This is a genomic window from Clostridium sp. 10cd*, from assembly GCF_044336395.1.
GTDB classification, from domain to species: domain Bacteria; phylum Bacillota_I; class Bacilli_A; order Erysipelotrichales; family Erysipelotrichaceae; genus Clostridium_AQ; species Clostridium_AQ innocuum.
The window spans coordinates 3,204,208-3,225,579 of the sequence record NZ_CP172347.1 but is presented as its reverse complement, the minus strand read 5'-3'; the positions used below and the strand labels follow the sequence as shown (position 1 = coordinate 3,225,579).

The 21,372-nt window shown below is 43.8% G+C and carries 18 protein-coding genes; 14 read left to right on the top strand and 4 right to left on the bottom strand.

What is annotated here, in order from left to right:
* The first annotated feature begins 62 nt into the window (after positions 1-62).
* Both ACG3M1_RS16085 and ACG3M1_RS16080 read left to right on the top strand, forming a co-directional pair.
* Positions 63-1,373 carry an MFS transporter gene (locus ACG3M1_RS16085; protein ID WP_008817821.1) on the top strand — a complete coding sequence of 437 codons (1,311 nt, stop codon included), beginning with the start codon at positions 63-65 and terminating at the stop codon, positions 1,371-1,373.
* Positions 1,374-1,823: 450 nt separating this feature from the next.
* Positions 1,824-2,750, top strand: coding sequence for a PD-(D/E)XK nuclease family transposase (locus tag ACG3M1_RS16080; RefSeq protein ID WP_008817820.1), 927 nt, complete (start codon positions 1,824-1,826; stop codon positions 2,748-2,750).
* Positions 2,751-3,059: 309 nt separating this feature from the next.
* On the opposite strand, the gene ACG3M1_RS16075 is transcribed toward ACG3M1_RS16080, so the two are convergent.
* Both ACG3M1_RS16075 and ACG3M1_RS16070 read right to left on the bottom strand, forming a co-directional pair.
* Positions 3,060-4,379 carry a serpin family protein gene (locus tag ACG3M1_RS16075; protein ID WP_257339877.1) on the bottom strand — a complete coding sequence of 440 codons (1,320 nt, stop codon included), beginning with the start codon at positions 4,377-4,379 and terminating at the stop codon, positions 3,060-3,062.
* Between the two features lie 214 nt (positions 4,380-4,593).
* Positions 4,594-6,516 carry an aconitate hydratase gene (locus ACG3M1_RS16070; protein ID WP_009270805.1) on the bottom strand — a complete coding sequence of 641 codons (1,923 nt, stop codon included), beginning with the start codon at positions 6,514-6,516 and terminating at the stop codon, positions 4,594-4,596.
* Positions 6,517-6,636: 120 nt separating this feature from the next.
* Between ACG3M1_RS16070 and ACG3M1_RS16065 the strand changes: the two genes are divergently transcribed.
* The 6 genes from ACG3M1_RS16065 to ACG3M1_RS16040 all read left to right on the top strand — a co-directional run bounded on the left by ACG3M1_RS16065 (position 6,637) and on the right by ACG3M1_RS16040 (position 10,992).
* Positions 6,637-7,971 (top strand): citrate synthase, encoded by a 1,335-nt coding sequence (locus ACG3M1_RS16065; RefSeq protein WP_008817817.1) that lies wholly within the window; start codon positions 6,637-6,639, stop codon positions 7,969-7,971.
* A 1-nt stretch (position 7,972) separates the two neighbouring features.
* Positions 7,973-8,971 carry an isocitrate/isopropylmalate dehydrogenase family protein gene (locus tag ACG3M1_RS16060; protein WP_009270804.1) on the top strand — a complete coding sequence of 333 codons (999 nt, stop codon included), beginning with the start codon at positions 7,973-7,975 and terminating at the stop codon, positions 8,969-8,971.
* 237 nt (positions 8,972-9,208) lie between these two features.
* Positions 9,209-9,400: an AAA family ATPase gene (locus ACG3M1_RS16055; RefSeq protein ID WP_009270803.1), complete on the top strand. Its 192-nt coding sequence runs from the start codon at positions 9,209-9,211 to the stop codon at positions 9,398-9,400.
* A 46-nt stretch (positions 9,401-9,446) separates the two neighbouring features.
* Entirely contained in the window at positions 9,447-10,109 is a 663-nt protein-coding gene (locus tag ACG3M1_RS16050) for an AAA family ATPase (RefSeq protein ID WP_395814309.1), read from the top strand.
* Positions 10,110-10,201: 92 nt separating this feature from the next.
* A complete protein-coding gene (locus tag ACG3M1_RS16045; protein ID WP_128577737.1) occupies positions 10,202-10,393 on the top strand; it encodes a hypothetical protein in 192 nt (63 codons plus the stop codon).
* The gene (locus tag ACG3M1_RS16040) at positions 10,372-10,992 is read left to right on the top strand and encodes a PD-(D/E)XK nuclease domain-containing protein (protein WP_008817812.1); all 621 of its coding nucleotides are present in this window, start codon (positions 10,372-10,374) and stop codon (positions 10,990-10,992) included. Before ACG3M1_RS16045 ends, ACG3M1_RS16040 begins: the two co-directional genes overlap by 22 nt.
* 303 nt (positions 10,993-11,295) lie before the next feature.
* Here the strand turns inward: ACG3M1_RS16040 and ACG3M1_RS16035 are convergent, their stop codons facing one another.
* On the bottom strand, positions 11,296-12,543 hold the full coding sequence (locus tag ACG3M1_RS16035) for a glutamate-5-semialdehyde dehydrogenase (protein WP_009270799.1): 1,248 nt from the start codon (positions 12,541-12,543) through the stop codon (positions 11,296-11,298).
* Positions 12,544-13,338 carry a glutamate 5-kinase gene (proB, locus tag ACG3M1_RS16030; protein ID WP_008817810.1) on the bottom strand — a complete coding sequence of 265 codons (795 nt, stop codon included), beginning with the start codon at positions 13,336-13,338 and terminating at the stop codon, positions 12,544-12,546.
* A gap of 481 nt (positions 13,339-13,819) precedes the next feature.
* Between proB and htpG the strand changes: the two genes are divergently transcribed.
* The 6 genes from htpG (at position 13,820) to hypD (ending at position 21,364) form a co-directional block, all read left to right on the top strand.
* Entirely contained in the window at positions 13,820-15,763 is a 1,944-nt protein-coding gene (gene htpG, locus ACG3M1_RS16025; RefSeq protein WP_044906103.1) for a molecular chaperone HtpG, read from the top strand.
* Between the two features lie 600 nt (positions 15,764-16,363).
* Positions 16,364-16,690: a DUF4234 domain-containing protein gene (locus ACG3M1_RS16020; protein ID WP_044906106.1), complete on the top strand. Its 327-nt coding sequence runs from the start codon at positions 16,364-16,366 to the stop codon at positions 16,688-16,690.
* A 1-nt stretch (position 16,691) separates the two neighbouring features.
* Complete coding sequence (locus ACG3M1_RS16015) at positions 16,692-17,096, top strand: DUF2752 domain-containing protein (protein ID WP_009588235.1); 405 nt, start codon at positions 16,692-16,694, stop codon at positions 17,094-17,096.
* Positions 17,097-17,492: 396 nt separating this feature from the next.
* Positions 17,493-18,068, top strand: coding sequence for a helix-turn-helix domain-containing protein (locus tag ACG3M1_RS16010; protein WP_008817805.1), 576 nt, complete (start codon positions 17,493-17,495; stop codon positions 18,066-18,068).
* Positions 18,065-18,979 carry a trans-4-hydroxy-L-proline dehydratase activase gene (locus ACG3M1_RS16005; RefSeq protein WP_009588237.1) on the top strand — a complete coding sequence of 305 codons (915 nt, stop codon included), beginning with the start codon at positions 18,065-18,067 and terminating at the stop codon, positions 18,977-18,979. The genes ACG3M1_RS16010 and ACG3M1_RS16005 overlap by 4 nt, the downstream gene beginning before the upstream one ends.
* Before the next feature lie 3 nt (positions 18,980-18,982).
* A complete protein-coding gene (hypD, locus tag ACG3M1_RS16000; RefSeq protein WP_009270794.1) occupies positions 18,983-21,364 on the top strand; it encodes a trans-4-hydroxy-L-proline dehydratase in 2,382 nt (793 codons plus the stop codon).
* The last annotated feature ends 8 nt before the right edge of the window (positions 21,365-21,372 follow it).

Sequence of the window (21,372 nt, the reverse complement as noted above, 5' to 3'; positions counted from 1 at the left end):
CGTATCCCCAAGACAATATCCCTGTGCTACACTGTCTTTATGAAGAGAAAGGAACGAATAATATGTTCACAAAAATTCTGACAAAACTTGGCTTTACCAAAGAGGAAACCAGCTGGATTTTATATGATGTGGGAAATTCAGCGCAGGTGCTGACCACCTGTACTGTCATATTTCCGCTGCTGATTGCGAAAATTACACCCGGTGACAGCAGTGTGTATGTCGGTTGGGCAAATGCAATCTATGCGATTATTCTGGCCGTGATATCACCGGTGCTTGGAACGATGGCGGATTACAAGGATAAGAAAATGAAGATGTTTAAGTTCTTCCTGTTTATGGGCATCTTTGGCGGCTTTGGCCTTGCCCTGCCATTCATCGACTACCGTGCGGCGATTGTAATTTTCATTATTGCTATGCTCGGCTATAACGGTTCCATTATTTTCTACGATGCCTTTATCGTGGATGTCTGCGATGATGAACGGGTGGATAAGGTGAGTGCTGCCGGCTATGCATGGGGCTATATCGGCTCTGTATTGCCGTTTCTGATTTTCGTGATACCCTTTGCGCTGGTAACACTTCTCGGTGATCCGAAGACCGGTGATCTGGTGCTTGGTTCCTTTACCCTGAGTTATCGGATGGCCTGCGGTCTTACGATGGGAATGGCCGTACTTTGGTGGCTTGTATATTCGCGTCCAATGCTGAAACATGTGAAGCAGAAAAATTTTCACGAACCGGTACCGCATGTTGTGCGGGAATCGTTTTCTCATTTATATCACACATTCCGTGATATTAAAAAGAATAAAAATATCTTTCTGTTCTGTATATCCTACTTTTTCTATATTGACTGTGTGAATACGGTTATCAAAATGGCGGTTTCCCTTGCGACAGAGATGGGAATCAGTGATGTCATGAGTCTGGTGGTCGTAATTGTCATCAATATTGTTGCCTGTCCGTTCTCCATTCTGTTTGGTAAGCTGGTGGAGCATGTAGGCAGTAAGAAAATGATCTATGCCGGAATCATCGGTTATGTTGGTGTCGTACTGGCAGGATCCCTGATTAAGACCTATCCGTCTTTTATCTGGGTGGTGGCGTTGCTGGTTGGTATGTTTCAGGGCGGTATCCAGTCCGTTTCCCGTTCCTACTTTGCCAAGCTGATTCCGGATAAAGCAGATTCCAATGAATTTTTTGGATTTTTCTCTGTATTCTCCAAATTCTCGGCAATATTAGGGCCAATGGCGGTATCTACAATTATCATGATTACCGGAGAAACACAATATGGTATTCTCGGTCTGATTCCGATGATGCTGCTGGGCATGCTGTTCCTGGCATTTGTCAAGGATCCGGAAAGCGAACAGAAATTTCATAAGAAAAAATAAGGAAGCACAAAGGAATGCATCATAAAGAAGGGTCGACTTCATGCTATGGGAAGACTGCTCTTTTTTCTTGTATAGTAGGGGACATCCAGCCGTATAAAGCTGTGAATCAAACACAGTCTTTTACATGATGAACATACGAGAGGCTTTGGATGAGCATAGTTGTTCATTCTCTGAAAGATATCAGCAGGAAGCATTAGATGCAAAAAAGGGAGCCGGAAGGCAGAACATTCCGGTATTATGGGTATTCTGCTGCGCATCCATCCTTATATCGAAAAATGCCGGTTGTGTTGTATGCCGGTAAAATAGCTATATGGTAGAGGGTGGTTTCGGGCAGTGCAAGTATGCCTCCTGTCTTACCTTATACTTTTTTAACGAATTTCAATATATTTTAGGAGTTTTGTCCTTTTCATACGTATATAAGTGTATATAGGAAAAAGGAGGATACTACCTATGAGAAAAGTGAGCGAAAAGGAATATCCGGTTCCCTTTCACAATGATGTTTTTTTCAAGTATATGCTGATTGGAGAGGATGCAGGCTCTGAGCTGCTGAGAAGGAGGATTATTGAAGAGATTTACGGTTTAAAGGTTCAAACAACAAAAGTGCTGAACCCTGAACTGCTGCCGGAAGTCTTTTTCGGAAAACGAGCTGTACTGGATGTTGTATTGGAGGATGAGGCAGGCCATTTTTATGATTTGGAAATGCAGGTATCCGGTTATACACAGGAAGAACAGCTGCGATTTCAGCAGTATGGCTACCGCCTGGTTGGCAGACAGCTGAAGCAGTGCAATGATTATATCAAGCTGAAGCCATTTTATCAGATTATTTTTATGAATTCGATGCCAAAAGCAGGAGGACGTATGATTCGTCACTATAAGGTGAAGGATGAAGATAATCAGGAGGAACCCAATGGCACACTGAATCGGGCTATCGTATTCCTGCTGATGATCAAACAGCGAATCAGGGAAGTCGGAGGCATAAAAAATCTGACAGAATTTGAAACATTTTGTTATGTGCTTGCATATAATCCGGATGATGCTATACTAAACATGAAGAGAAGGATGGTGGATGTGGCAGTGGAAAAATATAATGAAATGAAAGAAGATAATCAGTTATTCAGCTGGGCGGAATCGGCAGAATTTGCCGAACGCGCAGTCCAGGCCAATCTGAGGGAGCAAACAGCAGAAGCTAAAAAATCAGGAATGGAGGAAGGTAAAAGAACTTCCTTAAAATTACTGTTACTACACAAGTATGGCGTGGATGATGCCTGGGTGGATACATTGACTACGCAACAGGTTGAGGATGCTCTCATCAGCATTTTGGAGTGTAGTACATATGATGCTTTAAAAGCACAGCTGACAGATCGAAAAGCTGAATAGTTTACTTGAAAAAAGCTGAACCTGCAATAAAGGCTTCAGCTTTTTTCATTATCGGCTGTAGGGAAGCAAAAGGACCTGTACTATGTATGGGTACAAACAAGGAGGGATAATATATCTACGATGTGTGTATTCTTAAGGCGATTGGTTATATCGAAGAGAATACAGCACAGGCAGAAGGCTGTGAAACAGCAGGATGATAATTTTGAATATGTGGAATTGTGAAGCATGGACCTGTTGTCAGCTTTGGGCTTTTATGATACCCGCATGGGAAATACGGTGTCATCAGCAGAGTTTACCTGCTTTTATCATTTATGATGCAGGATTACTGCATACGCCGATAAAAAGCGGAAGTTCAACACCATCCATACGGGTGGAAATCACATAGAGAAACGGGCGGTTCAGGTTCAAATCCAGAACCTTAGGATGCTCCATATTAGCGGCACCTGTGGCACCAATCATCGTATATGCACTTGCTTCAATCCCCTCCTCATTCAGTGCAATGCTGGTTTCCTGCTGGATATCTGAAACAAAAAAGGGCTTTTCATTCGTTATACCATTTAACTCTGCGGCTATATCAAACAAAGAGGTGACACCCATAGCTTTTAAGGTATCCGCAAGCTGCAGCTTGGAATGAACCTTGAACTTTGGCAGAGAGAGCTTCACGATACCAAAATCTGCTCCCTCGGTATCGTCCTTCAGTAATTCCTGTAGAAATCCCTTTTGCTCCATCATTCTGCGGATATCCTTACCTTCCTTTGGCAGTACCAGCGTCAGGCTGGAGGAATTGCTCAATGTCAGGGAAGTGGCGGCATAGTCCTTGTTGTCAATAAAGAAATGAGATCCCATCTCCTTATGCATGAAATCTGTATCAACCTTACCATCCTGTGCATAAAAGATATCCTTTTTTGTATCCTTTTTATCGAACTCAGTATCAAACCGTGCTTTATAGTAAACTGCGTTGAGAATCGCCATGCGCATGGATTCATTTGTCCTTATAGAGGGGGACAGATTTCCATTGGTGTGCTCACGAATCCACGCAGCCATAAGGTCCGCAGTCTTTGCCTGTGAAAAATCCACATCATAGGCAGCGGCATAAAACTGCTTATTTGCGGTTTCTATAAAGTCTTTATTTACCGGATATGAATTTTGTATCCATAAGGAATTTGCAATTTTCAGCTGTCCGCTTTCATTGTCGGTATATAAACGGCGATACAGATTCCCCATATTTTTTGCAGAATCCCTGCCGTCAACATGAAGCAGCGTCTGCAGCTGCTCTGCTGTCTGTCCCTCACTTGCCTGCAGTGTCATCATCAGCGGATAATACAAGCTCAGCGGGGAATAGCTGACATTATCGGAAGCGGTCTTTAGGATTGCGGAAAAGCTTTCCTGTGAGAAATCCGCATAGCCGCTCAGCAAGGTACCGTCTACAGGATTATCGTCTACTATGGCGATTTGTGCATCATGATCCTCGATGGAAGGACTTTTTGGATAGTGGATATCAGCGGGTGCTGCGATTTTTGGATTTGCCTGCTCCTGCGGTTTTTCCGTTTTGCTTGGTGCTGTCTTTTGCAGGGAGGAGCAGCCGGTGAGAAGCAGAAGCACACATAGGATACGTACTGTTTTTTTCATAAGAATCCCTTCTTTCTGTACTGTAAACGAATCACGCCTGCGATTTATTTCATTTCTTTCCTTTATTGTAATAGAAATTATAATAAAAGCATATGAAAACTGAGAGAAAAGGCAAACAAGACAGCATGTTAAAGGCGCAAGCCCTGTAGGTGGAGAGCTTGCGCCTGTTGATTGCAGTTAAAATATGACTGTACATATTAGCTGCTGATTTGGTTTAGCTTTGATTCTGACGAATCAGATTCAATGTACCTCCGGCCAGTATGGTTTCAATATCACGCTGTGTCAGACTATGGAAAACCTGAAAGCTTTTGTTTTTCGTGATATTCATTACCTCCACCGGTGTATGCTCCGCAAGGGATTTCAAATTTGTGATAGTTAATTCATCCAGTTCATCAATGGTATCGTAATCCTCCTCGTTACAGAAGGTAAACGGAATAATGCCGAAATTGATCAGGTTGGCACGGTGGATCCGTGCAAAGCTTTTGGCAATCACCGCTTTGATTCCCAGATACATTGGGGCTAATGCGGCATGCTCACGGGAGCTTCCCTGTCCATAATTGGCTCCTGCAATAATAAATCCTCCTCCGTGTTTGAGGCAGTCATCATGGAAGCTTGCTTTTACGTTCATGAAGATGAATTCACTGATTTTTTCAATATTGGAACGGTAAGGCAACACCTTTGCACCTGCCGGTGCAATGTGATCGGTGGTGATATTGTCACCTACCTTAATCATGACCTTTTTGTCAATGCGATCCTCCAATGGGGTATTGATTGGCAGTGGCTTGATATTGGGACCGCGCACAACCTCTGTTTCCGCAGCTGTTTCTGCATCCGGAACAATGATCATGGAATCGTCAATGGTAAAGACTTCCGGTTCCTGTGGCAGCTCATACTCCACGGTACGTGGATCAACAATATAGCCGTACAGTGCACTTGCAGCTGCGGTTTCCGGAGAAACCAGACAAACCTTCGCACTCAGGGTACCGCTTCTGCCGTAGAAATTCCGGTTAAAGGTACGCAGGGAAAGTGCATTGGTAATCGGTGACTGTCCCATGCCGATACAAGGACCACAGGTGGATTCGAGTATTCTGGCACCTGCGGAAATCATATCGGAGAGACCACCGTTTTGCGAAATCATATGCAGTACCTGTCGGGAGCCCGGAGAAATAACCAGACTGACATTTGGATCTACGGTTTTATTCTTCAGAATACCGGCAACGCTCATCATATCCATATAGGAGGAATTGGTACAGCTTCCGATGGCTACCTGATCCACCTTCAGACCGAGCACCTCGCTGATAGGAAGAACATTGTCCGGAGAATGCGGCATGGCGATCATCGGCTCCAGTGTGTTCAGATCAATATCGATAACGGTATCATAAACAGCATCCTCATCGGCTTTCAGTTCCTCATAAGCATCCTCACGGTGCTGTTTCTTTAAAAATTCCCGTGTAACCTCATCACTTGGAAAAATCGAGGTCGTTGCACCGAGCTCAGCTCCCATATTGGTAATGGTGGCACGCTGGGGGATACTCAGACTTCGTACACCGTCTCCGCTGTATTCTATAACATTCCCCACACCGCCTTTTACACTCAGTATCTGTAATACCTTTAAAATGATATCCTTGGAGCTGACACCCTTTGTCAGGGAACCATGTAACCGAACGTTGATAATGTTCGGCATGTTGAGATGAAACGGCATGCCGGCCATGGCACAGGCAACATCCAGACCGCCGGCTCCAATAGCCAAAGCCCCCATGCCTCCCGCAGTCGGTGTATGGGAATCACTTCCCAAAAGGGTAGCTTGCGGCTTTGCAAAGCGCTCCAGATGAACCTGGTGGCAGATTCCGTTACCGGGACGTGAAAAACGAACACCGTGCTTCATTGCCACCGTCTGTAAATATTTGTGATCATCGGCGTTTTCAAAGCCGCTCTGTAATGTATTATGGTCGACATAGCTGATAGACAGATCGGTTTTGACCTGATCCACACCCATCGCCTCCAGCTGCAGATAGGCCATGGTTCCTGTGGCATCCTGTGTCAGTGTCTGATCAATGCGGATTGCGATGGGTTTTCCTCGCTCCATCACCCCTTCTACCAGATGCTTCTGTATGATTTTCTCGGTTATTGTTGGCATAACTTCCCTTCCTTTCTCGTATACATGGAATATTATATCATGAAAAATGAAAATATTTCATTGAATTTATGAAAATTATGATATAATGGTGAAAGAATACTGTAAAAGGAGGTAGAGGAAATGAATGAGCATTTGAATTCTTTTTACCAGAAGGCGCGGGAGCATAACGATATCGCAAATGATCTGTTTCGCAAGTATGATATTAAAAAGGGTCTGCGAAATGAAGATGGCACCGGAGTACGTGTCGGTCTGACCAAAATTGCGGACGTTGTCGGTTATAAATATGTTGAAGAAGTGAAAACAGATGATATAGGAAAGCTGTACTATCGGGGCATAGAGCTGCGGGACATCATCCATGGCAGAAATTATGAAACGATTTGCGGGTACGAGGAAGCCTGCTTTTTATTACTCTTCGGCTATCTTCCGAAGAAGGAGGAGCTGCAGGAGTTCTGTGGCTATCTGCGTGCGCATTATGAGCTGCCGGATGACTTTCTGGAATCCAAATTTCTGCATATGCCGGGAAAAAATCTGATGAACCGGCTGCAACAGGCAGTGCTTGCCTTATATGATTATGATGATGCACCGGACAACATATCGGTGGAGAATACGCTGGAGCAGGGTCTGAATATTCTTGCCAAGCTGCCTTCGATCATCTGCTATGCCTATCAGAGCAAAATGCACCGGTATAATAAGGAAAGCCTGGTGATCCATCCGGCACAGGAGCAGCTTTCCATTGCGGAGAATATTTTGTATATGCTGCGCAAGGATCATGCATTCAGCGATCTGGAGGCCAAGCTGCTGGATATGATGCTGATTGTACACGCGGATCATGGCGGAGGGAACAACTCAACGTTTACCAATGTGGTCATCTCCTCCACCGGAACGGATTTTTATTCCTCCATGGTCGGAGCCATTGGCAGTATGAAGGGACCAAGGCATGGTGGTGCCAATCTGAAGGTGAGCGGTATGATGAAAGCTGTTATAGAAGAAATCGGCTACTGTGAAAATGATATTGAAATCAAGGCACTGATTTACCGTATCCTGCATAAGCAGTTTTACGATTACAGTGGTTTAGTATATGGAATGGGGCATGCGATTTATACGCTGAGCGATCCGCGAAGTGAGGTACTGCAGGAATATATTGAAAAGCTTGCCGAGAAAAAGGGCAAGGTCAGGGAGTATGAATTTTATCAGCGCTTTGAGCAGTGCGCAAAGGAGGTCATACTGGATGTTAAGGGGGTGCATATATCCAGCAATGTGGACTTCTACAGCGGCTTTGTATATGGCATGATGGGCATTCCGGAGGATTTGTTTACACCGTTGTTTGTTATGGCGAGAACCATCGGATGGCTTGCCCACAATATTGAAAACAAGGAATACGATGGAAGAATTATGCGTCCGGCAACCAAATATGTCGGCAGTGTGAAGAAATATGTAAAAATGGAGGACAGATGAGATGAGAACGATAACAGTATTTAAGGGAGACGGCATCGGACCGGAAATCGTGGATGCCGTGTTACAGATTCTAATGGCAGCAAAGGCACCATTGGCTTATGAATGCTTTGAGGTTGGAGAAGCGGAATATGAGCGCAACGGGAAGCTGATTCCGGATGCGGCGTTTGCATCCTTCGAGAAAAACCGTATTTTATTGAAGGCTCCGATTACAACACCAATTGGAAAGGGATTTCGTTCCCTGAATGTGACGCTCCGAAATAAATATGATTTATATGCGAATATTCGTCCTGCAAAATCCAATACGGCAGTAAAGACACCGTTTGACCATGTGGATATTGTGACCTTCCGCGAGAATACAGAGGATTTGTATGTTGGTGTGGAGGAACAGATTGATGCGGATACGGTGCATGCGACAAAGATTATCACACGCAAGGCCAGTACACGCATCATACGGGATGCTTTTGCATATGCACGGGCAAATGGCAGAAAAAAGGTTACCTGTGTACATAAGGCAAATATTCTGAAAATGAGTGACGGGATGTTTCTTTCCATCTTTCAGGAAATCGCAAAGGACTATCCGGATATCGAAGCGGATGATAAAATCGTGGATAATGTATGTATGCAGCTGGTCATGCGCCCGGAAACCTTCGATGTCATGGTGATGCCGAATTTGTACGGGGATATTGTCAGTGATCTGACAAGCGGCCTGATTGGGGGGCTGGGGCTTCTACCAAGCAGTAATATCGGAACGGACTATGCAATGTTTGAAGCGGTACACGGCTCTGCACCGGATATCGCTGGAAAGCATATCGCAAATCCGACGGCACTGCTGTGGTCTGCCTGTATGATGCTGGAGCATTTACAGGAAGGTGAGTGTGCTGCGAACATTCGTAAAGCGGTGGATGCTGTGCTGATGGAGCAGAAATATCTGACACCGGATCTGCATGGAAGCTCGACAACTGAGGAATATCGTGATGCCGTTATCGCAAAATTATCATAGCTAATAAGATATATGAAACAGCCGTATTACAGAAAAGCTACGGCTGTTTTGCTTTAGAATTTTATCTAATAGACTTGAGAATAAGATATTTAGGTATGATTAGAGGATATTAAGAGGCAGATTTTTATTCGATTCAATATGTTGATGCTTGACTTGTATCCGCATTTTCTTGATTTTTGTATGAAGCATAAGAGAAAATAGGGTATAATGAAAAGGACAAGGCGGGTGATGAGTAACATGAGAAAGGCAATACCTATCGGGGTAAACAGCTATCAAAAATTACGGGAAGAGGATTACTATACGGTTGATAAAAGCCGAATGATTGCAGAATTTCTGGAACGTAAAGCAACAGTAACCCTGATCACGCGACCTAGGCACTTTCACCGAAATATTGCCGATACCTTTGGTATCCGACAAGAGGCGCGCTAGTAGCGGGAAAAACAATCAATATGAGTAGGCGCTGCCCGCCCATGGCGTGCTTGCCAGCTTTTTTGACAACACGAAGGATGCAAAAGCTATATTCAAAGATACGGAGATTATGCAGACAGAATATTCCACGGTAATGAACACCTACCCTACAATTTTTCTTTCTTTTGCGGATGCAAAGGGGGATAAAAATAATATTGTCATGCAAATGAAATTGCAGCTTTTAAAGGAATATAAAAAGAATAAGCAGGTTCTTGAAAATATCGATATATTTGAAAAACCGGCATATGATGTCATTCTGCGCGGTATGTCGGATATACAAAACGGTTCATTAAAAGATGTAGTAAATGCGATTAGTTTTCTTATGACGAAATGTCACCAGTATTATGGAAAACGGGTCATGCTGTTTATTGATGAATATGATACACCATTCATCGAAGCACACACGCAGGGGATTTATGACGATTTGCGAAGCTCTCTTTCTTCCATGCTTCATACGTCACTGAAAACCAGTGATGATTTGCAGTATGCGATGCTCACCGGTATACAGCGCGTTGTGAAAGAGAATGTTTTCTCAGATTTAAACAATCTGCTTGTTTGCACGGTGAAAGATAAGGAGTATGCGGAATATTTTGGATTTAAAAAAGCAGAGGTGGAACAAATTCTGCATGCATATGATTATGAGTATAACACCGAAATTCAGAATATGTAGGCGCTGCCCGCCCAAGGCGTGACGGATACAATATAGGAGGAATTGCTATCTACAATCCCTGGTCCATTATCAATTATGTTAACAGGGGAGAATTGATCCCGTACTGGGTGAATACAAGCTCTAATAAAATGATAAAGCAGGCTATGCAGGATTGTGATTCATCATTTAAAGAAGGCTATGAAGAGCTGATACGGACAGGAACAGTAAATACCCTGGTAAATTTTGAGGCATCCTTTTATGAGTTGAAGGAAACAAACAGCCTTTGGGGCTTGTTTGCGCCTTAGGCGGGCAGTGCCTAAATGCAGGATATCTTACAATTAAGGAAATTACAGATGCTTTAGAAGGCAAGTATGTGTTAAAGATACCCAATAATGAAATTAAAAGAGAATTTCAGTCTTTAACTGCATATTATTTCCATTTGGATGAAAGCAGTGTTGCGTATCTTTTAGATAATTTTCAGAATAAGAATTGGGATGCTTTTATAAGTGGTTATCGTAACATCCTGAAGACTGCTGTCAGCTACTTGACCAACTGGCCTCCAGAGGATGATTTAATCAATGAGAATTCCTATCAGACTCTGCTATTAGGGCTGTTCATGCAGTTGGATAACAAATATGAAATCATCAGCAATCGTGAGCGAGGTTCCGGCAGACTGGATATATTGCTGAAAAGCAAGCTGATTGATAGAGCTTCATTTCTGATCGAATTGAAATACACAAAAGATACGAATGTAAATTTAAAAGAACTGGCTCAGAAGGGATTTCAACAAATTCTGGATAAAGAATATGCAATGGATATGGAAAATGTAATGAAAATTGGCATGGCACATTGTGGTAAACAGGTTGAAATTTATGTAGGGAAGGACGCAGAATCAATTGGGTAATCATTTGAAAACGGTCATGTCCTATATCCTTATAAAAATAAGCACCGTGAATGGTTTCGATTATACGCTATGGCATATAGACTCATAGTGATGTGTAAAGCATGTTTTTGACTACAACTAAAAAAAGGACTTCGGTTTCTTGACTCTTTCTTACGTTAGGGTGTTTACAAAAAAGAGAATGCAACTTCTATTGATTAACATACAATAGCGCTGTATTCTCTTATTTTTAATTTATTCATATTATTCACATAATGGGGGAAGAACCGTTTTTTTATTCCCTTTTTGTTGTTGGATATTAAAGAGTCAAGGTCGTATCTGTCCTTCTCCCAATATGATATATTTTTTGGTTGTTAAAGCCTGCAGTCCCATAGGACCACGTGCATGCAGCTTCTGTGTACTGATTCCGATTTCTGCTCCCAGACCAAATTCAAATCCATCTGAGAAACGCGTAGATGCGTTGGCATATACACAGGCACTGTCAACCTCCTTCAGAAATCTTTTAACCGATGTGTAATTCTCGGAAATGATTGCTTCACTGTGATGTGTGGAATAGGTGTTGATGTGTGTGATGGCTTCCTCCAGAGTAGATACCGTTTTTATGGATATTTCCAAATTCAGATACTCGCTTGCATAATCCTCCTCAGTAGCGGGAATACAATCCGTATCCAAAGCGCATATATGGGAGTCCGCATGAATTTTTACATGGTGCTGCTTTAATGACGCAAGAAGCTCCTGTGTAAAACTGTCACTGATATCCTTATGGATCAATACACTTTCACATGCGTTGCATACGCTTGTCCGCTGTGTCTTGGCATTGATGATAATAGGAATCACCTTGGCAGTATCTGCATCCTTATCGACATAGACATGACAGTTTCCGGTGCCCGTTTCCAGTACTGGTACCGTTGCATTTTTAACCGTATTGGCAATCAGTCCGGCACCGCCGCGGGGAATCAGCACATCGAGATATGCATTCAGCTTCATAAAGGCAGTTGCCGTTTCCCGGGAGGTATCCTCCAGAAGTGTGATGATATCCGCACAGAAGCCACAGGCAGCGGCAGCCCTTCGCATACTGCTTACGATAACCAGATTGCTTTGCAGAATATCCTTGCTGCCACGCAGCATAACCGCATTGCCGGCTTTTAAAGACAGGACCGCCGCATCCACGGTCACATTCGGTCTTGCTTCATAGATCATGCCGACGACACCCAGTGCAACACGCATGGTTCCAATCTGCAATCCGTTTTCTGTAGTATGCATATCTGTGATTTCTCCGATAGGATCCGGTAATGCACATACCTGATACACACCCTCGATAATCTGCTGCATCCGTGCTTCATTTAACAGCATGCGATCAAGCAGCCCTGCATTCATACCATTCGCTTTCCCGTTTTCAACATCTAGGGCATTCGCTTTGAGGATAGCGGGCATATCCTGTTCCAATTGCTTTGCGATTGCACGTAGCAATGCGTCTTTCTGATTTCTGTCCGCATTCATAATCTGACGGGATGCCTGCTTACAGGCATTTCCCAACTGTTCCAGTGTCTTCATCTAAACTTCCTCCTTTGTATCAAACAGGGTACCGCGATATTCATCCCGAAGGATATCATACAGAATGGATGGCTTTTTCCCATTGGCGATAATCATGGGAATACCATGCTCATTTGCAAACTGTGCTGCGGATATCTTGGTAACCATGCCACCGGTACCTCGTGAAGACCCTGCACCCTTTGCCATATTGAAAATGGATTCATCAATGCTGTTGACGACCGGAATCAATTTGGCATTTTTGTTTTTTACGGGGTCATCCTCATACAATCCATCAATATCGGACAGCAGCACCAGCAGATCGGCATTGGTCAGATAAGCGGTTACTGCACTCAGTGTATCATTGTCCCCATAGGCGATTTCATCGACTGCCACACTGTCATTTTCATTGACAATGGGAATCACACCATATTCCAGCAGGGTTTCCAACGTATTGACTGCATTCTCACGCAGCATCTCGTTCTTTGTGACAGTTTTGGTAATCAGCAGCTGTGCGATGCTTTGTCCGTATTGAGAGAAGAATTTATCATAGATAAACATTAGCTCACACTGTCCCACTGAGGCAGCTGCCTGTTTTTCACGCATCAGCTCCGGACGTTTGCGCATCTGCATCTTGGCTACACCTGCCGCAACTGCGCCACTGCTTACCAGGACAATATCCAAACCACTGTTTTTGATATCGCTCAGCACCATTGCAAGGGCATCTATTCGTTGGAAATTTAAACCGCCTCCGGAATGTGTCAGCGTGGAGGAACCAACTTTGACTACCATCCGTTTTATTTCTTTCATATCTTTCATTTATTTACAACTCCTTTGAAAATTGTTTCTTCTATTATACCGAAGAAGAATCAAAGACGCAATGCTTTCTATATATGAATATGAAATACACGCTTCCAATAGACAATGGCGAATATTAGGAAAAGGGGGTAAGTGTTGAAAGGAAACTCTACAGTCAGTAAAGGCTATGGATAAAAAGAGGATAGCTCTTCTCGTATACAAGCCTTGTAGATTACTTGCATAAACAAAAAAAACATTATGTGTAGAGTCTAATAAAAAAAGAGGATTTATCACGAGAGGAAATAAGATTGGACAGGCTGTAATCGTGACTCTATCGTATATACATGACGGTGAAATAGCGTGCCAGTGTTTTGGGAGTGAATAGAAATCAGAAAGCGAGTAAAGTTTTTGATTTTTAGCACTAAAGTGTTGACAGTGCTAAAATTCTGTACTATACTGTTAGCAGACTTAAAGAGCGAGTGCTAACAGGAGGTAATTACGTATGGCGAGAAAGAAACAATTCAAGGCTGAGTCCAAACGTCTATTAGATCTGATGATCAACTCTATTTATACACATAAGGAAATCTTTTTGAGAGAGCTGATCTCCAATGCAAGTGATGCAATTGACAAGCTGTATTATCAGGCACTGTCTGATAACCTGAGTGATGTAGATACATCCGGCTTTAAAATTTATCTGGAGGCAGATAAGGAAAACCGTACTCTGACAATTCGTGATAACGGTCTGGGTATGAACAAGGATGAGCTTGAGGACAATCTGGGAACGATTGCGAAGAGTGGCTCTCTGGCGTTTAAGCAGGAGATGGAAGAGGCAGAGAAGAAGGATGATGTGGATATCATCGGACAGTTTGGTGTCGGCTTCTATTCTGCATTTATGGTTGCCAGCCGTGTGGAGGTAACGACGAAGAAATACGGTGAGGAAACCGCCTATCTGTGGAGCAGCAATGCGGTTGACGGCTATTCCATTGATGAATGTGAAAAAGAGGAGCATGGAACAGAAATCGTTCTGTATCTGAAGGATAACACGGAAGATGAGAATTATGATGACTATCTGCAGCAGTATGAGATTGAGCGTCTGATTAAGAAATATTCCGACTATATCCGTTACCCGATTGAGATGTGGGTGGAAACCAGCAAGCGTGTGGACGATGCGGAAAGTGAAAACGAGGATGCGGATAAGCCTGCGGAACCGAAATATGAAACTGTAAAGGAATTGAAAACGCTGAATTCCATGATTCCGTTGTGGAAGAGAAGCAAGTCTGAAATAACAAAAGAAGAATACGATGAGTTCTATAAGAGCAAATTCAACGATTATACAGAGCCGCAGAAGGTGATTCATACGAGTGTAGAGGGTGCAGTTTCCTTTACAACACTGATGTTTATCCCGGGTAAGGCACCGTTCAACTATTATTCTCAGGACTACAAGAAGGGTCTGCAGCTGTATAGCCGTGGTGTCTTCATTATGGATAATGCGGAAGAGCTGATTCCGGAGCATTTCCGTTTCGTAAAGGGTCTGGTGGATTCTCAGGATCTTTCTTTGAATATCTCCCGTGAAATGCTGCAGCATGACCGTCAGCTGAAGGTGATTGCGAACCGTATCGAAAAGAAAATCAAATCCGAGCTGCTGCTGATGCTGCGCAATGACCGCGAAGAGTATGAGAAGTTCTGGAAGAATTTCGGTCTGCAGATCAAATTCGGTGTATACAATGACTTTGGCGCAAACAAGGAAACCCTGCAGGATCTGCTGATGTTCTATTCCAGCAAGGAACAGAAGTTGGTTACACTGGATGAATATATTAACCGCATGGAGGAAGGACAGGAGCACATCTACTTCATGAGCGGTGACAAGGTTGAACTGATTGACAATCTGCCACAGGTCAAGAAGGTGAAGGAAAAGGGATATGAAATCCTGTATCTGACGGACAATGTGGATGAGTTTGCATTACAGGCACTGATGAATTACAAAGAGAAAACCTTTAAGAACATTTCTCAGGGTGATCTGGACCTGGATAGTGAAGAGGAAAAGAAGGAACTGGAGAAAAAGGCTGAGGAAAATAAGGATCTGTTAAGCGGCATTAAGGAAGTGCTGGGCGATAAGGTGAAGGATGTTAAGATTTCTTCCCGCCTGGTGGATGATCCGGTTTGTCTGAGCAGTGAGGAAGGCATGTCCTTTGAGATGGAAAAGGTGTTAAGTGCTATGCCGGAAGGAAATCCGTATGGTATGAAGGCATCCCGTATTCTGGAAATCAATCCGAATCATGAAATCTTCAATGCTTTGCAGAAGGTATACGAGCAGGATAAGGATGCAGTGAAGGATTATGCAGATTTATTGTACGATCAGGCATTGCTGATTGAGGGCTTCCCGATTGAAAATCCTACAGAATTCTCTAAGAAAATCTGTGATTTCATGGTAAAGGCCAGCAAATAAAAACGCATTCCGTTAAATTAAACAAGAAAACAACCTGTTTTAGTGAAGCTTTACACTGAAACAGGTTTTCTTATTACCTAGAGATTTCAAATGCAGAAAAAAGTGATGAAACGCCCATATGAAGCAATAGTGACTTTTACTGTCCATAACACGCGGATAGCGACATCTGTATATCAGCAGTATGCGCAGGAACAGGTCGTCTTTTTGTAGCATTATGGGAAGGAACAAGTAATCGTCCATTGCCAGTGGAAAATATGCTGCTGTACCAGGTGAAAGCGAGGCGAAACGGTTACGAAGAACAATAAAGACATGGAAGACTGCTTCCAGCTGCTTTGGCAGAAATGCTGCTGAATACGTCGCATGGCGAAAGCATAGAGTAAAGTCAAACACCTGCTTTTTCATATGCTGAGGAGCTTTGCTGCTGAATAAAAGGGGAATCGCTTCATGTTTTGTATAAATGCTACAGAGATGCCTGCATCCGTATAAAAACACCTGTTTCATCACACAGGAGTCTCATTCTATGGTACAATTAAAACACTTCCGGTAGACGGATATGGCTTTACCGGATACAGCATATCATACGACGAGGGAGGTGCCTGTATGAGACGAAGAAGTATATTTGGTATTATCGTGTTGTCTATTATAACCTGCGGCATTTACTATCTGATTGCCTGGGTACAAGTATTCAGTGATATCAATTACGGTGCAAGAGAAAATGATACAGCTATCACTGATCTGCTGCTGTCCTTTTTGACCTGCGGTATCTGGGGTATATTCTGTTTCTGGAAATATTCCAAAAAGCTGTATATGATAGGAGCCGAGGATAATAGTCTGATCAATGTTTTGCTCGCTGTGTTTGGCTTGCCGATTATATCGCTCTGTATCATGCAAAGCAGTATCAATGATTTGATCGATCGCACCTACTGATATGAGTCGTGATGGAAAAAATGCACTGGGAATCGGAGTAATCCTGTTTCTGGTGCTCTTCGTTTTCGGAAGCTTCTGTCCGATGGAGCGGATATTTGGGATACCATGTCCGGGCTGCAATATGTTTTCTGCCATATACTGGCTGTGGAAAGGTAATCTTTCTGCTGCCTGGTATTTCCATCCGGCTGTATTCCTTCTGCTTCCTTACGCAGCGGTATGCGCAGTGCTTTTTGTGAGAAACAGAGAAGATATTTTAAAGAGAAGAGCATTTCGTGTGATGAGTGTGCTTTTGTTATGGATAATGCTTGCTGTATACCTGTGGCGAATGCTTTATGTGTTTCCTCATGCGCCTATGCAGGTGAATGAGCATGCACCGTTTATTAGCCTGCTGCAGCTGTTTTTTTAGAAGCGTTTCTTCCTTTATGGCAATATAACAGGTACATGAGCTTTTTATAAAAATTTCCTTGTCTGATGAAGTAGAAATCTCAGCTTGTGAAAAAATGTGAAAAGCAAACAACAGAGGAAAGCTCGATAAGTCGATATATATCGGCTTTTTTTATTTATGCTAAAGATAGCATATGGTCTGTTTGTGAAAAAGTGATAACGGTTACAGCAAATTCATGGAAAAGTATCTGCTGATAGTATAGAATAAGGTAAAAAATAGGGCATATAACTTGTATAAAAGGTTAAAATATGCATAATATTTCAAAAATTAACGTAAATTAAGTCAAATTTTACTTAAAAATATAGACGTCTTCACTTGTGAAATATATAATAAGCATGTAAAGAGGTGTTGCTGTATATGAATAAGAACATTGGTGAACTAATCAAACAGAGACGGACAGAAAACAAGATGACACTGAAGGATATCAGTGAAGCAACCGAGCTTTCCATCGGATATCTTTCCCAGCTGGAACGTGGACTAACCTCCATTGCTCACGATACGCTGAAGAAGGTCGCAAAGGCGCTTGGGGTTGAGATGACATATTTCATGGAACAGCCGAAAACTAAGGAAAAAGCGGTATTGCGCAGCTATGAGCGGGAAATTCTGCGTATTGAGGGAAGCTCAATCATCGAATATGCGATGACAAATATGGCTGACCGCGGGGAAATGCTGCCAAAGCTGGTCGAGATTCTGCCACAGAAGGAAGTGGAGGAATCGCTGCCGTATCCACATGAGGGAGAGGAATTCGTCTATGTGCTGGAGGGCATTTTGACCCTGCAGATTGAGGATGATGTCTGTGATCTGTATCCGGGAGACTGTGCCCATTACAAATCCACAAGAACACACAACTGGAGCAATCAGACCAATAAGGTCGTAAAATTTATCACCATCAATACACCGAACCTTTTTCAGGAAGCAGGAGAGAAGCTATGAAAGAGCCTACCGTAATCAATATTCAGAAATATTCTGTGCATGACGGAGACGGTATCCGTACAACGATATTCTTTAAGGGCTGTCTGCTGAACTGCTGGTGGTGCCACAACCCGGAAAGTCAGAGGTATGCACCGGAGCTGATGTTTAACCGGGAAAAATGCAGTGGCTGCGGATATTGCCGTAAGGCTTGCAGTCACGGAGCCATTACGATTGAGGAGGATGGTACAGCACATACGGATACAGATAAATGTGTGCTCTGTGCAGACTGTCTGGATTACTGCCTTCACAACAACCGTGAAATCGTCGGAAAGCAGTACAGCATTAAGGAGCTGATGACCATCGTAAACAAGGACGCGCATTTCTATGAGGAAAGCGGCGGGGGTGTAACGCTTTCCGGGGGAGAGGTCATGACGCAGGATATTGATTATCTGGAAGAGCTGTGCAGACAGCTGAAGGATAAGGGATACAATGTCGCGATTGATACCTGCGGGTATGCGCCAAAGGAAAGCTATGCACGGCTGCTGCCGTATGTGGATACCTTTTTGTACGATATCAAGACACTGAATGATGAAGCACACAAAAAGTATATGGGAAAATCCAATGATGTCATACTGGAGAATCTGGAATTTCTTGCGGATCATCGTGCGGATATCAACATCCGCATACCGGTCGTTGTTCCGGTGAACAGCGATGCGGATACAATGCTGGATATCATTACATATTTGAAAAAGCGCATTGGAATCGTCAAGGTGAATCTGCTGCCGTATCACAATACGGGAAGCAGCAAATATGAAAAGCTTGGTCGCGTCTATCCCGCAGCGGATTTGGGCGTGCCATCACAGGAGCATATGGAAATGCTGAAATCGCTGTTTGAGGAACATGGTTTTCAACAGGTGAAGATAGGAGGATAAACAATGGAACTCAGAGGAATGAATGATCGAATCAAGAAACTAAGAAAGCAGAGCGAGGAAACAACACCGCACATTTTTATGGAACGTGCCATGCTCATGACGGATGCCTACAAGAAATACGAGGGTGAGGTATCAATTCCGGAGCTGCGCGCACTGTCAATGAAGGAAATTTTTTCCCGCAAGACCATCACGATTGAAGACGGTGAGCTGATTGTCGGAGATAAGGGAGCAGGACCGCAGTCTACCCCTACCTTCCCGGAGCTGTGCTGCCACACGCTGGAGGATATGAAGGTTATGAACGACCGTGAGCTGATCTGCTTTAAGGTCAGTGATGAGGACATGAAGCAGCAGGAGGAAACGATTATCCCATTCTGGGAAAAACGCTCCATCCGTCATAAGATAATCAATTCCATGTCACAGGAATGGAAGGACTGCTATGAGGCAGGTATCTTTACAGAATTTATGGAACAGCGTGGTCCGGGGCATACCGTCGGCTCTGAGAAAATCTATGCAAAGGGATTTCTGGATTACCAGCAGGACATTGAAGAGGCAATCGCTGCGATTGATTTCCTAAACGATCCGGAGGCAATCGAAAAACGCGATGAGCTGCGTGGTATGAGTATTATGTGCGATGCCATCATGATTCTGGGAAAACGCTATGCAGCGCTGGCCAGAGAGCTTGCGGAAAAGGAAAGTGACCCTGTACGTAAGGAAGAACTGCTGCAGATTGCCGCAAACTGTGACATCGTTCCGGCACATAAGCCGAAGACCTACTGGCAGGCGATTCAGATGTACTGGTTTGTACACCTCGGTGTGACAACCGAGCTGAATCCATGGGATGCATACTCCCCGGGACGTCTGGATCAGCATCTGAATCCGTTTTATGAAGCAGATATCGAAGCGGGACGTCTGGATAAATCCAAGGCAAAGGAGCTTCTGGAATGTCTGTGGGTGAAATTCAACAATCAGCCGGCTCCTCCAAAGGTGGGCATCACGCTGAAGGAATCCTCCACTTATACGGATTTTGCGAATATCAATACCGGAGGGATTACACCGGATGGAGAAGACGGGGTCAATGATGTATCCTATCTGATTCTGGATGTTATGGATGAAATGAAGCTGCTGCAGCCATCCAGCAACGTACAGATCTCCAAAAAGACACCGATGAAATTTATCAAGAGAGCATGTGAAATCAGTCGAAAGGGCTGGGGACAGCCTGCCTTCTACAATACGGAGGCGATTATTCAGGAGCTGCTGAATGCCGGGAAATCCATTGAGGATGCACGTCGTGGAGGAACCTCCGGCTGTGTGGAAACCGGAGCCTTCGGACGGGAAGCATACATTCTGCAGGGATATTTCAATCTGCCGAAAATTCTGGAAATCACACTGCATAACGGATGGGATCCGGTTGGCGGAAAGCAGCTGGGCTTACAGCTGGGAGAAGCGGAAGACTTTAAGAGCTATGACGAGCTGTTTGATGCCTACAAAAAGCAGATTGAGCATTTTGCGGATATCAAGGTTAAGGGAAGCAATATGATTACCCGTATCTATGCGAAATACATGCCGGCACCGTTCCTTTCCATCATCACCGACGACTGCATCACCAACGGCAAGGACTACAATGCCGGAGGTGCGCGCTACAATACGAACTATCTGCAGGGAGTAGGTATCGGAACAATCACCGACTCTTTGTCCGCAATCAAATACAATGTGTATGACAAAAAGAATTTCACAATGGGTGAGCTGATGAAGGCATTGCAGGATAACTTCGAAGGAGAAGAGCATGTTCGTCTCTATAATCTGGTTTCCCGCAAGACACCGAAGTATGGAAATGATGATGATTATGCAGACGCGATTATGAAGGAGGTGTTTACCTTCTATAAGAATACGATCACCGGTCGTCCGAACATGCGTAACGGTCAGTGGAGAATCAATATGCTGCCGACCACCTGCCATGTATATTTTGGTGAGGTCATGCTGGCTTCTCCAAACGGCCGTCTGGCACACAAACCGGTCAGTGAGGGGATTTCTCCGGAAAAGGCAGCGGATGTGAATGGACCAACCTCCGTTATTCGCTCCGCAAGCAAGATGGATCATCTGTCTACCGGTGGTACGCTGCTGAACCAGAAGTTTACACCAAGTGTTGTAGCCGGAGAAGACGGTTTAAGCAATATGGCAGATTTGATCCGCTCCTATTTCAACATGGACGGACACCACATTCAGTTCAATGTCATCGACCGTGAAACACTGATCAAGGCACAGCAGAATCCTGCGGAATACCGCGATCTGATTGTACGAGTTGCAGGCTACTCCGATCATTTCCGCAATCTGAGCAAAGAGCTGCAGGATGAAATCATTAATCGTACAGAGCAGAGCTTTTCATAAACAATATT

Excerpts from the sequence above, each read along its gene's own strand:
- ACG3M1_RS16085 (WP_008817821.1), top strand. The coding sequence starts at position 63 with ATGTTCACAAAAATTCTGACAAAACTTGGCTTTACCAAAGAGGAAACC.
- ACG3M1_RS16080 (WP_008817820.1), top strand. The coding sequence starts at position 1,824 with ATGAGAAAAGTGAGCGAAAAGGAATATCCGGTTCCCTTTCACAATGAT.
- ACG3M1_RS16075 (WP_257339877.1), bottom strand. The coding sequence starts at position 4,379 with ATGAAAAAAACAGTACGTATCCTATGTGTGCTTCTGCTTCTCACCGGC.
- ACG3M1_RS16070 (WP_009270805.1), bottom strand. The coding sequence starts at position 6,516 with ATGCCAACAATAACCGAGAAAATCATACAGAAGCATCTGGTAGAAGGG.
- ACG3M1_RS16065 (WP_008817817.1), top strand. The coding sequence starts at position 6,637 with ATGAATGAGCATTTGAATTCTTTTTACCAGAAGGCGCGGGAGCATAAC.
- ACG3M1_RS16060 (WP_009270804.1), top strand. The coding sequence starts at position 7,973 with ATGAGAACGATAACAGTATTTAAGGGAGACGGCATCGGACCGGAAATC.
- ACG3M1_RS16055 (WP_009270803.1), top strand. The coding sequence starts at position 9,209 with ATGAGAAAGGCAATACCTATCGGGGTAAACAGCTATCAAAAATTACGG.
- ACG3M1_RS16035 (WP_009270799.1), bottom strand. The coding sequence starts at position 12,543 with ATGAAGACACTGGAACAGTTGGGAAATGCCTGTAAGCAGGCATCCCGT.
- proB (WP_008817810.1), bottom strand. The coding sequence starts at position 13,338 with ATGAAAGATATGAAAGAAATAAAACGGATGGTAGTCAAAGTTGGTTCC.
- htpG (WP_044906103.1), top strand. The coding sequence starts at position 13,820 with ATGGCGAGAAAGAAACAATTCAAGGCTGAGTCCAAACGTCTATTAGAT.
- ACG3M1_RS16020 (WP_044906106.1), top strand. The coding sequence starts at position 16,364 with ATGAGACGAAGAAGTATATTTGGTATTATCGTGTTGTCTATTATAACC.
- ACG3M1_RS16015 (WP_009588235.1), top strand. The coding sequence starts at position 16,692 with ATGAGTCGTGATGGAAAAAATGCACTGGGAATCGGAGTAATCCTGTTT.
- ACG3M1_RS16010 (WP_008817805.1), top strand. The coding sequence starts at position 17,493 with ATGAATAAGAACATTGGTGAACTAATCAAACAGAGACGGACAGAAAAC.
- ACG3M1_RS16005 (WP_009588237.1), top strand. The coding sequence starts at position 18,065 with ATGAAAGAGCCTACCGTAATCAATATTCAGAAATATTCTGTGCATGAC.
- hypD (WP_009270794.1), top strand. The coding sequence starts at position 18,983 with ATGGAACTCAGAGGAATGAATGATCGAATCAAGAAACTAAGAAAGCAG.